At 65.4% G+C, this 13,120-nt stretch carries 13 protein-coding genes; 7 read left to right on the forward strand and 6 right to left on the reverse strand.

What is annotated here, in order from left to right; translation table 11 throughout:
• Window positions 1–54 precede the first annotated feature (54 nt).
• The 4 genes from AABD04_RS23205 to AABD04_RS23220 form a co-directional block, all read right to left on the reverse strand.
• Window positions 55–219, reverse strand: a complete 165-nt coding sequence (locus AABD04_RS23205) for a hypothetical protein (protein WP_243595268.1) — start codon at window positions 217–219, stop codon at window positions 55–57.
• Entirely contained in the window at window positions 216–572 is a 357-nt protein-coding gene (locus tag AABD04_RS23210; protein WP_341442649.1) for a hypothetical protein, read from the reverse strand. The genes AABD04_RS23205 and AABD04_RS23210 overlap by 4 nt, the downstream gene beginning before the upstream one ends.
• Before the next feature lie 169 nt (window positions 573–741).
• The gene (locus AABD04_RS23215) at window positions 742–1,137 is read right to left on the reverse strand and encodes a universal stress protein (RefSeq protein WP_222056963.1); all 396 of its coding nucleotides are present in this window, start codon (window positions 1,135–1,137) and stop codon (window positions 742–744) included.
• Window positions 1,134–2,129, reverse strand: coding sequence for a 2-hydroxyacid dehydrogenase (locus AABD04_RS23220; protein WP_341442650.1), 996 nt, complete (start codon window positions 2,127–2,129; stop codon window positions 1,134–1,136). Before AABD04_RS23220 ends, AABD04_RS23215 begins: the two co-directional genes overlap by 4 nt.
• Window positions 2,130–2,467: 338 nt before the next feature.
• Here AABD04_RS23220 and AABD04_RS23225 point away from each other — a divergent pair, with 338 nt between their 5' ends.
• The 7 genes from AABD04_RS23225 to AABD04_RS23255 are packed head-to-tail and all read left to right on the forward strand — an operon-like array spanning window position 2,468 to window position 9,835.
• Window positions 2,468–4,045 carry an ABC transporter substrate-binding protein gene (locus tag AABD04_RS23225; protein ID WP_341442651.1) on the forward strand — a complete coding sequence of 526 codons (1,578 nt, stop codon included), beginning with the start codon at window positions 2,468–2,470 and terminating at the stop codon, window positions 4,043–4,045.
• A gap of 1 nt (window position 4,046) precedes the next feature.
• On the forward strand, window positions 4,047–4,976 hold the full coding sequence (locus AABD04_RS23230; RefSeq protein ID WP_335740357.1) for an ABC transporter permease: 930 nt from the start codon (window positions 4,047–4,049) through the stop codon (window positions 4,974–4,976).
• An 8-nt stretch (window positions 4,977–4,984) separates the two neighbouring features.
• Window positions 4,985–5,971, forward strand: a complete 987-nt coding sequence (locus tag AABD04_RS23235; protein WP_341442652.1) for an ABC transporter permease — start codon at window positions 4,985–4,987, stop codon at window positions 5,969–5,971.
• Window positions 5,968–6,987 carry an ABC transporter ATP-binding protein gene (locus AABD04_RS23240; RefSeq protein WP_341442653.1) on the forward strand — a complete coding sequence of 340 codons (1,020 nt, stop codon included), beginning with the start codon at window positions 5,968–5,970 and terminating at the stop codon, window positions 6,985–6,987. Before AABD04_RS23235 ends, AABD04_RS23240 begins: the two co-directional genes overlap by 4 nt.
• On the forward strand, window positions 6,980–7,975 hold the full coding sequence (locus AABD04_RS23245; protein WP_243595276.1) for an ABC transporter ATP-binding protein: 996 nt from the start codon (window positions 6,980–6,982) through the stop codon (window positions 7,973–7,975). Before AABD04_RS23240 ends, AABD04_RS23245 begins: the two co-directional genes overlap by 8 nt.
• Window positions 7,975–8,712: a sulfite exporter TauE/SafE family protein gene (locus tag AABD04_RS23250; RefSeq protein WP_423228183.1), complete on the forward strand. Its 738-nt coding sequence runs from the start codon at window positions 7,975–7,977 to the stop codon at window positions 8,710–8,712. The genes AABD04_RS23245 and AABD04_RS23250 overlap by 1 nt, the downstream gene beginning before the upstream one ends.
• A gap of 49 nt (window positions 8,713–8,761) precedes the next feature.
• Entirely contained in the window at window positions 8,762–9,835 is a 1,074-nt protein-coding gene (locus AABD04_RS23255; protein ID WP_341442654.1) for an SDR family oxidoreductase, read from the forward strand.
• Between the two features lie 46 nt (window positions 9,836–9,881).
• Here AABD04_RS23255 and AABD04_RS23260 read toward each other — a convergent pair whose 3' ends face one another.
• The gene (locus AABD04_RS23260; protein WP_341442655.1) at window positions 9,882–11,282 is read right to left on the reverse strand and encodes a xylulokinase; all 1,401 of its coding nucleotides are present in this window, start codon (window positions 11,280–11,282) and stop codon (window positions 9,882–9,884) included.
• A 40-nt stretch (window positions 11,283–11,322) separates the two neighbouring features.
• A complete protein-coding gene (locus tag AABD04_RS23265) occupies window positions 11,323–13,020 on the reverse strand; it encodes a SulP family inorganic anion transporter (RefSeq protein ID WP_243595279.1) in 1,698 nt (565 codons plus the stop codon).
• Between the last annotated feature and the right edge of the window lie 100 nt (window positions 13,021–13,120).

The following is a 13,120-nucleotide window of genomic DNA, read 5'->3' on the forward strand; positions in this document are numbered from 1 at the left end:
GCTCGATCGAGGTCCGGCAGCTGCCGCGCGAACCTTCCGGCGTTGCCTGGAGGGTCACTCTTTCGGTATGGACACGTCCTTGCCTGCTGCGATGTCGCGCAGCCACTGCGGGACGGGGTCTTTGTCGTACTCGCGGAGCGCGATCGAGGCTTGCGCGGCAGCAGAGCGGACCTTCATCGACCGGCCGCGGCGTGCCGGGCGGTTCTCCGTGGTGGTCATCGCGGGTCCTCCGTGTCTGTGTCGGTTCCATTGTCGCTGCTGCCGCCGCTTTCTGCCAGGACGTCGTCAGATTCGGTCACGATGTGATCGGCGATGACCCGTAGTGTGCGGCGGTCGGTCTTGGCGATGAACGGTGTTGTGGCGACGGTGCCAAATACTCTCCAACCGAGTGCGGCTTCGTCGTCATTTTCGCTGACGGTCCGCTCGAGACACCAGGTGATGCGTTGCCAGGATTGGGAACGGTTGTCCGCCCGAGTGCGCTGGCTGACAGTTCCCACCACGCTCTCCCGTGAACAAGAAGGACCGTAGCCCGACCCACCGACACGAAATCGACATGCCAGTTCCAGCACCACCGAGATTCGCGAAACCGCTACGCGAGATTCCCGGAGAGATGAATCAGCGCATAGCCTTCGGAAGTTTCCTGCCGCTGCGTTTTTAGGCAGCGCGCTGCAACGTCAACAGCTCACCGGCATCCTCCGCCGCCAACCTCACCACCGCACGAACGCAGGCCACCCGACCGAACTACCGCGGCGTCCCCACCGGCGGCTTGACGGCCGTCACCGGGCAGTGTGCCTCGAGCAGTACGCGCTGAGAGATGCTGCCCATGAACAACTTTCCGACGGGTGATCGACGCCGGATTCCGATCACGACCAGCTGAGCCTGCTCGTCGAACGACAGGTCGATCAGGTTGTCGGCGTGCGAGCGGCCCGCTTCGTTGTCGTGGATCTTCGTCGTCACACCGACGGCCGAAGTCTCCTCGCGAGCCGACTCGACGGTGGCAGCGAAATCGGCGTCGGCTGCGCTGTTGTCCTCGGCCACGATGAGCAGGTCGGTACCGCGCATGTGCGCCTCGCGAAAAGCGAAGGGCAGCGCGCCTTTTCCTTCGGTGGTCGGCGAGTAGCCGACGACGACGGTCACTGCGTCACCGGCGTGACGAGGGTGCCGTCGGCCAGGAAGCGATCGAGGTTCTCGAGCGTGAGTGCTTCCATCGCGGCCCGCGTCTCCACCGTCCCGCTGCCCACGTGCGGCAGCAGAACCACGTTGTCCATCCCCAGCAGGGCGTCGGGCACGTTCGGTTCGTGCGCGAAGACGTCGAGACCGGCTCCGGCCAGCTGCCCCGCGGCGAGCAACTCGATCAACGCCTCTTCGTCGACGACGCTTCCGCGTGCGACGTTGATCAAATATCCCTGCGGTCCCAGCGCTTCGAGCACTGCACGGTCGACCAGATGGGCAGTTCCCGAGCCCCCCGACGCCGCGATGATCAAGACGTCGACACCGTCGGCCAGCGCTTGTGGACTGGCTGCATACGTGTACGGCGAACCGTCGATCTCGTTGCGATTGTGGTACGAGATCTCGCAGCGAAACCCGTTGAGTCGATCGGCAATTGCTGATCCGATGCGGCCGAGGCCGATGATTCCGACGCGCTTGCCGGTGACCTGACGCGTCAGTGGTGTGTTGCCCTCGACCGGCCACCGGCCGGCCCGCACGAACCTCTCGGCGGAGGACAGTCCACGCATGGTGTCGATCACCAGACCGACCGCGAGGTCCGCCACACAGTCGGTCAACACGTCGGGAGTGTTGCTGACGGCGATGCCGCGGTCTGCTGCCGCGTCGACGTCGGTCGTGTCGTAGCCGACGCCGAAATTCACCACCGCTCCGAGCTGCGGCAACCGCTCCATCAGCGCGGCATCGACGCCGGTCCGACCGGAGGTGACAACTGCAGTGATCGATTCGCCGTGCGTATCGAGAAATTCGTCGCGACCATCCCCTTCGGGCAGCTCGAGCGCGCCGTACTCGGCAACCAACGTGTCCATCAGCGACGGCTTGAGCGGTCCGACTCGGAGCACCCGGCCGCCCTGTTGCGAATCCGGTTGAGACACAGAGGAACTCTGCGAGCTGACGGTGACCATTGTTCTCCTCGCGAGATGGTGGAACGTGCGCGTTTCCTGTACGGTATGCCGCTTCTCGAATACCTGTCCAACACGGAAATAACATGGACCGATACCCAAACGGCATGAACGACGCATTGCCGATGCAGGCTTGACCAGCCTTCTCCCTATCCGGCCTGGTCAGCCCACTCCTCATGTGACTCGAGCCTCATCAAGACTTGGTTTGTGACCCACAAAACTGGTCGGAAAGGGCATTTCGTCCGGTTGACGGTGAAGACAGCCCGCTCATACCGTGTGTCTACCGTCACAGATTCGGCTGCAACTCGCAGACGCGGATCCTTTTCCCACTGGAGGCCACCATGAGCCCTGCACTCTTCGTGCAGCAGGGACGGAACCATCGCGTCGCCGCAATTGCCGTTGGCGCACTGTCACTTTCACTTGCCGCAAGCGGCTGCACCGTCGCCAACTCCAACAACGGCGGAGTCGCTCGCGCAGATACTCTTCGCATCGTCCTGCCTCAGGAGCCGCCGACCCTCGAAGCTTGCGACGTCTCGCTCACGTCGGTCGGGGTCGTCACCCGCTCGAACATCACCGAGCCTCTCATGGAACGCGACCCCAGCACCGGCGATCTCGAACCCAAGCTCGCCGACTCCTGGGAGCAGACCTCCGACACCGAATGGACGTTCGCGATCCATCCCGGAGTGACGTTCAGCGACGGCAGCCCCTTCGAGGCCGAGGACGCCGCCTTTTCGATCGATCGCACGGTCAACTCCGAATTGGGCTGCAACGTCGAGGGGTACGTCTTCGGCGACGCGAACCTGGTGGTGAAAGCAGTCGACCCCATGACGCTGACCGTCCAGTCGCCCGAACCCGACCCCATTCTGCCGCTGCGCCTCTCGTTCGTGGAGATGGTTCCGCGCACGGCCAGCTACACCGAGCGGGTGCGCGAGCCGATCGGCACGGGACCGTTCGCGATCGAGCGTTGGGACTACGGCCAGAAGCTCTCGCTCGTACGCAACGAGACCTACTGGGGCCCGAAGCCCGAATACGCGAGGGCCGAATACCAGTGGCGCAGCGAAGGCAGCGTCCGCGCATCGATGGTCACCAACGGTGAGGCCGAGATCGCCACGTCCGTCGGACCCGAGGACGGTGCGGGCGACCTCGGAGTCGCGTACCCCAACAACGAAACAACGGCGCTGCGCATCCAGGCGGCTCAACCGCCACTGGACGACATGCGGGTTCGGCAGGCGATCAATTACGCCATCAATCGCGAGGGCATCGTCAAGGCCCTGTTTCGTGGACTCGGTTCACCTGCAGAGCAATTGATTTCCGAGGGCGTCGTGGGCTTCAACGAGGACCTGACACCGTGGCCATACGACATGGACGAGGCCCGCGCGTTGATCGAGCAAGCCCGCGCCGACGGCGTACCCGTGGACACCGAGATCCGCTTGATCGGACGCACCGGGCAGTTCCCGAAGATCAACGAGACGGTGGAGGTCATCCAGAACTCGCTGTCCAAGATCGGTATGAACGTGAAGATCGAAATGATGGACGCCGCGGGCACCGCCGAGTATCAGGAGCGTCCGTTCCCCGACGTCGGGCCGTATCTGCTGGTGATTCAGCACGGCAACCAGGCCGGCGACTCCGCGTTCACCGTCGATCAGTACTTCACCAGCGACGGCTTCCAGAGCGCATACGGCACTGCGGAATTCGACAGAAAGATCGCGGCCGCCGGTGCGCTGACCGGCGAGGACCGCCAGGACGCGTACGCGCAGGTGTTCGCCGACGAACCGAAGGACATCATGCAGATGGCCTACATCGCACACATGAACGGGGTACTCGCCAAGTCGTCCTCGGTCGACTACACCCCGAACTCGGCCACGGTCGACGAAATGCATCTCGCCGCGATGACCCGCGCCGATACCGAGAGGCCCTGACATGTTCAGATTTCTCCGCAGACGGATCTACACCAGCCTCATCCCGCTGTTCGTCGTCCTGCTCGGCGTGTTCTTCCTCGCTCGGCTCACCGGCGACCCCACCAGCCTGTACCTTCCCGAATCTGCGACCCAGGCCCAACGCGAGGCCTTCCGTGCCACCAACGGGTTCGATCAGCCGGTCCTGACACAGCTGTTGGACTACTTCAAGGGTGTCGTTCAACTCGACTTCGGGCAGTCGCTCCGCACCGGTGAGGACGCGTCGGCGATGGCATTGCGCGCCTTCCCCGCAACGTTGCAGCTCGCGTTCGCGACGATGTTTCTCGCGATCCTCGGTGCCGTGATCATCGGGTGCTGGGCTGCGTATCGACCCAACTCACTGGCCGACCGTATCTCGAGCCTGCTGTCGATGACCGCAGCCAGCATTCCCGATTTCTGGTTCGCCATCATGGGCGTCTACGTCTTCGCCATCCTGTTCGGTTGGCTGCCCACCTCCGGTGTCGACAACGGAATGCTGTCCTGGGTACTGCCCATCGCGACACTGCTCATTCGACCCCTCGGCGTGCTGACTCAGGTGGTCCGAGGCGCAATGGTCTCGGCCCTGTCGGCCCCGTACGTTCGGTTGGCGAGAAGCAAAGGGGCAGGCGATCTTCGGGTCGTCACCCACCACGCTCTGCGCAATGCCGCCGCACCGGCCCTGACCGTTGCCGGCGACCTGATGGTCGGACTCGTCAACGGGGCGGTGGTCGTCGAAGCCATCTTCGGCTGGCCCGGCATCGGAAAGCTGATGATCGACGCCATCCTGCAGCGCGACTTCGCCGTCCTCCAGGCGGCCGTTCTGTTGACGGCAGTGTCGATCTTCGTGCTCAACATCGTCATCGATGCCTGCTATGCATTGCTCGACGCCCGGGTTCGCGACAAGGTGAAGGTCTAGGTAAGAACATGTCACTCGACTTCGAAGCACCGAAAACGTCCGAGCCGGAGGATGTTCCGCCCCCGGTTCCGGCGGAAGCCCGCAAGGCATCGGCCCCGCTGTGGAAGCTGTTGCTGCGAGACAGGGTGGCCACCGTCGCCGCTGCGATCCTGGTGCTGGTCCTGCTCACGGCGATCTTCGGGCCGATGCTGGTCGGCAACTCGGCGACCGATCAGGATCTCGACCGCTCGAACCTGCCACCGTTCACCCTCGACACCGGGTGGATGAACATTCTCGGTACCGATCCACTGGGCCGCAGCATGCTCGCCCGGTTGATCGTGGCCAGCAGAACCACACTCTCGGTTGCCGTTCCGGCCGTGATCCTTTCCGCGATCATCGGCTCGTTCATCGGTATGTGGGCCGGCTTCCATCGGGGCTGGCGCGAGACCGCGGCGATGCGCGTCGCCGACGTCATCCTCAGTTTCCCGTCCCTGCTGATGGCCGTCGTGGTGCTCTACGTCTTCTCGCCCAGCGCTGCGAACATCGTGCTGGTGCTGACGGTCACGCGTATCCCGATCTACCTGCGTACCGCTCGCGCCGAGTCGGCAGAACTGCAGAGTCGGTTGTTCGTGGATGCCGCCCGTACGTTCGGTGCCAAGAGCGGATCGGTGATCCGACGCCATGTGGCCCCGATTCTGCTGCCGACCCTGCTCACCGTCGCAACCCTGGACTTCTGCTTCGTCATCCTCGCCGAATCGTCACTGAGCTTCCTGGGCATCGGTATTCAGCCACCGGACGTCTCCTGGGGCCTGATGGTCTCGCAGGGCCGGACCTATCTGCAGACCGCCTGGTGGCTCTCGTTCTTCCCCGGCCTGGCCATCGTGTTGACGACCGTCTCGGCCACCGTGCTCGCCGCCTGGGCCCGCATCGCCACCGACCCCGCGCAGCGCTGGCGACTCAACGTTCCCCGCTCCAAGCGCTCTCGCCTGCTCCCCGCACGAAAGGTCGTCTCATGAGCGCACCGGCAACAACACCGCACCGAACCGACACCGGCAGCGTCGCCCTCGACGTTCGCGGGCTGACCGTCGATTTGCGGACGCCGTCGGGCGTCATCCGCGCCGTCGACAACGTCACCTTCACCGCCCGCCGCGGTGAAACCCTGGCTCTGCTGGGCGAATCCGGTTGCGGTAAATCGATGACGGCACAGGCCATCGTCGGGTTGCTGGAGCCGATCGCGGACATCACCGGTGGCTCGGTCGAGTTGGGCGAGATCGACCTGGTGACGGCCAAGACCAAGGTGCGACGCACGGTCGCGGCCACCGAATTGGCCATCGTCTTCCAGGACGCACTGACCGCCCTCAATCCCGTCTACACCGTGGGAACCCAACTGGCCGAACCGTTTCGGATCCATCGCGGAATGTCCGGCAAGCAAGCACGGGCGGAGGCCATCGCGCTGATGGCCCGCGTGGGCATCCCCGAGCCCGAATCACGCGCCGACTCCTACCCGCACCAATTCTCCGGTGGTATGCGTCAGCGCCTGCTGATCGCGATGGCCGTAGCGCTCAGCCCGTCGGTACTGCTGGCCGACGAACCGACCACCGCCCTCGACGTGACCGTGCAGGCGCAGATCATGGCGCTGCTCAAGGAATTGCGCACCGAGCACGACATGGCCGTCGTACTCATCACCCACGACCTCGCTCTGGTGGCCGAAGAGGCCGATCGAGTGGCAATCATGTACGCGGGCAACGTCGTCGAGACCGGACCGGTGTCCGAGGTCTTCGGCGAACCGCGCCACCCGTACACGAAGGGCTTGCTGGACTCGGTCCCCGTCCACGCCGTCCGCGGTGAGGATCTGAAGTCGATCGGCGGCACCCCACCGGATCTGCATTCCATTCCCGACGGGTGCGTCTATCAGGCCCGCTGCCCCCTCGCCCGCGAGATCTGCATCAGCACTCGACCGCCGCTCGAATCCGTCGGCACCGGCCGGATGTCGGCCTGCCACTTCCCGAACGAGGTACCCATCCATGTCTGAGCAACTGCTGACCGTGCGCGGCCTGAACAAGACCTTCGACGTCGGCCGCGGCAAGCTCCGGGCCCTCGACGCCATCGACCTCGATCTACGACGTGGCGAGACCCTCGGCCTGGTGGGCGAATCCGGCTGCGGCAAGTCCACTCTCGCGCGCACGCTGATGATGCTCGAACGACCCGACTCGGGCACCGTCGCCTTCGACGGCATCGATCCGTTCGCGCTGCGCGGCAAGGACCTCCTCGCGTGGCGTCGACGAGTACAGATGGTCTTCCAGGACCCGTACGGTTCACTGAACTCGCGTATGACGGCAGGTGACATCATCGGTGAGCCGTGGCGAACCCACAAAGGCCTGTACAAGACTCGCCGCGATCGTTCTGCACGAGTTCGCGAACTGCTGCATCTGGTGGGCCTACGCCCGAGCGACGAGAACCGATTCCCGCAGGAATTCTCCGGCGGGCAACGCCAACGCCTCGGCATCGCGCGGGCCCTGGCGCTGAACCCCGACGTGATCATCTGCGACGAGCCGGTCTCGGCCCTCGATCTCTCGGTGCAGGCGCAGGTACTCAACCTGCTCAACGACCTGCAGAAGCAACTCGGCATCTCGTACGTGTTCATCTCCCACGATCTGTCGGTGGTCCGACACGTCGCCGACCGCGTCGCGGTGATGTACCTGGGCCGCATCGTCGAATCCGGGGCCACCGAAGCAGTATTCGAGCGACCGTCCCATCCGTACACCGCGGCGTTGATGTCGGCCGCACCCACACTCGACGCGTCGAACCGCGGGACGAAGATCCTGCTGAAGGGCGAGGTACCGTCGCCGCTGAATCCGCCGTCGGGATGCCGGTTCCGCACCCGTTGCTGGAAGGCGACCGAGCTGTGCGCCAGTGAGGCGCCACCGGTGGCGCTCGACGCCGACGAGGCCGATCACATCGCCGAATGCCACTATCCCCTCGCCGCAGGCAATCTCGGCCTCGTTGCTGCCGGGACGTGATGGCGACACACCTGAGCGTCACCGGCTTCGTCGTCGTCGCCCTGGCCATCTTCTTCGCATCGGCGATGCAGGCGTCGATCGGATTCGGCATGGGCATGCTCGCAGCGCCGATCGTGGCCATCGTCGACCCCGGTCTCATCCCGGCGACGCTGATCATGCTCGCCGTTGTCGTCAGCGTGCTCGTTCTGGTTCGTGATCGCACCGCCCTCGATCTCTCGGGCGCGGGGTGGGCGCTCGCCGGTCGCCTGCCCGGTTCGGCGGTGGGTGCACTTCTGCTCGTCCTACTGCCCGAGCGCGGACTGGCCATACTGCTCGCGCTCGTGGTGTTGGGCGGCGTCGCACTGACGTCCTTCGGCTGGGTTCCGTTGCCGCACAGACGAAACCTGGTGGTGGCCGGGGCCGCGTCGGGCATTCTGGGAACGGCCACCTCGATCGGCGGACCGCCGATGGCCCTGGTGTGGCAACGCAACACCGGGGCCGAGCTGCGCAGCACCATGAGCTGCTTCTTCCTCGTCGGCTCGCTGATCTCGCTGGCGGTACTGGCGGTGGCCGGTGCTGTGAATGCCCATACGGCCACGCTGTTCGTGTTCCTGGCCCCGGCGACCGTTCTCGGTTTCCTGCTTTCGCGGGTGGTCAATCGTGTTCTCGACCGTCGACGCCTGCGCATCGTCGCGATCACCGTCTCCGCCGTCGGCGCGCTCGTGCTCGTCGGCCAACAGGTACTCGCCCTGTTGTGAGACGCGACGCGTCACGTGTCGAGTCGGCCCCAGTGGGTAGTCCGCACGAATGACTACGAACACCACACGCGCGCTGATCGTCGGTGCCACCGGTATTTCCGGGCAGGCCCTGTGCCGCGCCGCACTCGATGCCGGCTGGACCACCTACGGACTGAGCCGCAGCGGAAGTACCCCCGTCGACGGCGTCGTGCCGGTGGCTGCGGATCTGCTCGACCCGGAGTCCTTGCGGGACGCCCTGACCGACGTCCGTCCCGAGTTCGTGTTCTTCACCGCCTGGATGAAGAAGGACTCCGAGCAGGAGAACATCGAGGTCAACTCGGCGACCCTACGCAATGTTCTGAACGTTCTCGGCCCCCTCGATTCGGTGAAGCACGTCGCGCTGATGACCGGCCTGAAGCACTACCTGGGACCGTTCGATGCCTACGGTGAGGCCGTGATGGCCGAGACGCCGTTCCACGAGACCGAACCGCGGCTCGACACACCGAACTTCTACTACGCGCAGGAAGACGAACTGTTCGCCGGTGCCGAGAAGTTCGGATTCGGCTGGAGCGTGCACCGCGCCCACACCGTTTCAGGATTCGCCGTCGGCAACGCGATGAACATGATGCTGACGCTGTCCGTCTACGCATCGATCTGCAAGGAACTCGGCGAGAAGTTCGTCTTCCCCGGCTCCGAAACACAATGGAACGGGCTCACCGACCTCACCGACGCCGACCTGCTCGCCGAGCAGATGGTCTGGGCCGCAACCGACGACAACGCGCACAACGAGGCCTTCAACATCGCCAACGGTGACGTCTTCCGCTGGCGCTGGCTGTGGCCACAGTTCGCCGCGCACTTCGACGTCGAGCCCGAGGGTTTCGACACCGAACCGCGTCCACTCGAACCCCGCATGTCCGACGCGGCCGCCGCGTGGAAGCGCATCGCCGAGAAGCACGATCTGGTGGAGAGCGATGTCTCCCGCCTGGCGTCGTGGTGGCACACCGACGGTGACCTCGGCCGCGACATGGAATGCCTGACCGACATGAACAAGTCGAAGAAAGCCGGGTTCCTGGGCTTCCGATCCACCCCGGATGCCATCGCCTCGGTTATCCAGCGTTACCGAGAAGCGCGTCTGATTCCCTAGTGCGTGAGAGCGGCTGCGCCGCACGTGAGCGGAACTTCGTAGCCCACTACGAACTTCCGCTCACATGCGCGTAGCGCTCTCGCACCGCCGGGGTGGGGTCGGCCTCGTATGTCTGCGACGGTGCCTGCGCCCAGGTCGGCGGCTCGCTGGTCCCGGTCAGTGTCCACGCCGCCTGGCGCGCTGCGCCGTCGGCCACGTACTCCCCCGGCTCGGGCACGATCACGGGAACTCCGAGAATGGCCGGGGCAAGCTCACGCAGAGCTGCCGATTTCGCGCCACCGCCGATCAGCAGCACGCGCTTGGTCTCCACTCCCTGCGCGCGCAGGTGGTCGATACCGTCGGCCAAGCCGCACAGCAAACCCTCGACCGCCGCGCGGGCCAGGTGGCCGGGCGTCGAATTGTGCAGTCGCAGGCCGTGAACGGACGCGGAGGCGTCCGGCAGATTGGGCGTGCGCTCGCCTTCGAAGTACGGCACCAACACCAGGCCCTCGCTTGCCGTCGACAGCGCCAACCGGGACAGTTCGTCATGGTCGACGCCCAGCAGACGCGCCGTGGCATCGAGCACTCGAGCAGCGTTGAGCGTGCACACCAGCGGAAGTTGACGGCCGGTGGCGTCGGCGAATCCGGCGACCAGGCCCGAACCATCCGCTGCGGCAACCGAGGTCACCGCCGAGACGACACCGGATGTACCGATCGAGACGACCACATCACCGGGCTGAGCATCGAGGGCGAGCGCCGCCGCGGCGTTGTCTCCGGTACCCGGTCCGATCAGTCCTCCGCTGCGCAATCGGCCGATCACCTCGCTCGGCGCAGCAACTCGGGGCAGCTGCGGATTGCGCCCACGAAAACCCAACTGCAACAGATCTGTTCGATACTCGTTCGAGGCGGCGGAGAAGTACCCGGTGCCGCTGGCGTCGCCTCGATCGGTGGCCAGGGCGTCCAGTCCGGCTGCGCCGCCGAGCTGCCAGCTCAGCCAATCATGCGGAAGACACACGGCCGCAGTGCGATGGGCGTTGTCGGGCTCGTGGTCGGCAAGCCACCGCAATTTGGCGACGGTGATCGACGCCAACGGAACCACACCGACGGCGTCGGCCCAGGCCTGTCCGCCGTCGACGCCGGTCTGCTCACCCAACTCGGCAACCAGATCCGTTGCGGCCTGCGCCGATCGAGTGTCGTTCCACAGCAACGCCTTGCGCACCACGGCGCCGGCGTCGTCGAGGCAGACCATGCCGTGCTGCTGCGCACCGACCGACACCGCGTCCACGTCGTCGAGTCCGCCTGCTGCCGACACCGCCTCGTCGAGCGCATCCTTCCAGCGCTGCGGATCGATCTCGGTGCCGTCGGGATGAGCAGCTCGCCCCTGGCGCACCAGCTCTCCCGATTCGGCGTCACGAACGAAGACTTTGCACGATTGAGTGGAAGAGTCGATTCCGGCAACGAGAGCCACGATGAGCTGGTCCTTTCCTACGCAAGTGTGACCTACGACCCTACCCGCGGTGTGTGGTCGCCTCGGTCACCAGCGTGCGCGCGTACGCGATGGCCTGCGGTGTGGTGTCAAAGACGCGTCGCGCATCGTCGTCCTTGGTGGTGAACACGCCCAGAGCCTCGAGCGGACGCAGGTGTTCGGGTTTCGCTGCGGAGATGAGGACGGTGATGCGGCGGTGTTCGAGTTCGGTGATCGTGTCCTTGAGCACGCTCGCCCCGGTGGCATCGATCGTGGTGACTCGGGACATGCGCAGAATCACCACTTTCACGTCCGAGACGTCGGCGAGTTCGAGGAGGAAGCTGTGCGCGGCTCCGAAGAACAACGCTCCGTCGATTCGGTAGGCGACGATGTGTTCGCGCAGCAAGCTTTCTTCTTCCGTCGACACCGCGTCGAGTGCGTCCAGAGGAACCTGCTCGACCCTGGCCGATCGCGCAACAGCCCGCAGTGCCAGCACCGCAGCGAACCCGACGCCGACTGCCACCGCCGTCACCAGATCGAAGACGACCGTGACGAGGAAGGTCGCCACCATCACCACGGCGTCGCCGCGGCCTGCACGAGTGATCGCTCGAATCGACGCGGTTTCGACCATGCGCACCGTGGTCGCCAATAGGACTCCGGCGAGGGCGGCGAGTGGGATGTCGGCCACCAGCCCGGCGGCCGAGTACATGATCGCCGCGAGGATCACGGCATGGGTGAGCGCCGCGAGCCTGGTCCGCGCCCCTGATCGAACGTTGACGGCAGTGCGGGCGATGGCACCGGTGGCGGGGATCCCGCCGAACAAGGGAGCTGCGATGTTCGCCAGTCCCTGCCCGAACAACTCCCGGTCGGGGTTGTGCCGCGCGCCGACGCCCATCGAGTCCGCCGCGGTCGCGGACAGCAACGATTCCAGGGCCGCCAGCGCAGCGACGGCGAACGCCGGTGCCACCAGCGCGGTCACGTCGCCGAGGTGGAAGAAGCTCAGGCTCGGGGCGGACAGCGATGACGGAATCGTGCCGATGCGGGCGATGTCGAAATCGAACAGTTGGGCAGCCACCGTCGCTGCAACAACAGCGACCAGAGAGAACGGAACCTTCGGTGCCAGGCGGCCGCCGACGAGCATGAGAACCGCGACTGCGACTGCGACAGCGGGAGTCAGGACACTGGCGTGCGAGACGAACGAGCGCACCGCGTCGAACGCGGATTGCCACACTTTCTCCCCCTCGGCGTCGGTGATGCCCAGAGCTGCCGGAAACTGTTGCAGCGCAATGACGACGGCGATGCCTGCCGTGAATCCTTCGATGACGGGTGCCGGCATGTATCGCACGGCCCTACCGATGCCTGCTACCGCGAGCGCCAGCAGGATGACCCCGGCCATCAACCCGACCGCGAGCACTCCCGTCGGCCCGTATTCGGCAACGATCGGGACCAGCACCACCGTCATGGCACCGGTGGGACCCGACACCTGGAACCGTGATCCACCGAATATCGCGGCGACGACTCCCGCGATGATGGCGGTGGTCAGTCCCGCCGCCGCACCCAGCCCGGTGCTGACGCCGAAGCCGAGCGCCAGAGGCAGCGCGACCAGGGCCACGATCAGGCCGGACAACAGATCCGCACCGGGCGCGCGGAAGGCGGGCTTCCACTCGCTCCACCTGGGCAGGAGTGCGGACAGTGCCGTGAGTGTCTCGCTGGTACGTGTCGGGTTCGCAGGTTCGGCCATGCGCTGCTCTTTCGGACTGCTCGATCGCTGATTCAATTGATTGCTAAGTTTAGCAATCAGTGAATCAGGGAAGCAATGGACCAAAGTCCTCTGTATCGGA

Source organism: Rhodococcoides navarretei (genome assembly GCF_038069675.1).
GTDB classification, from domain to species: Bacteria; Actinomycetota; Actinomycetes; order Mycobacteriales; family Mycobacteriaceae; genus Rhodococcoides; species Rhodococcoides navarretei.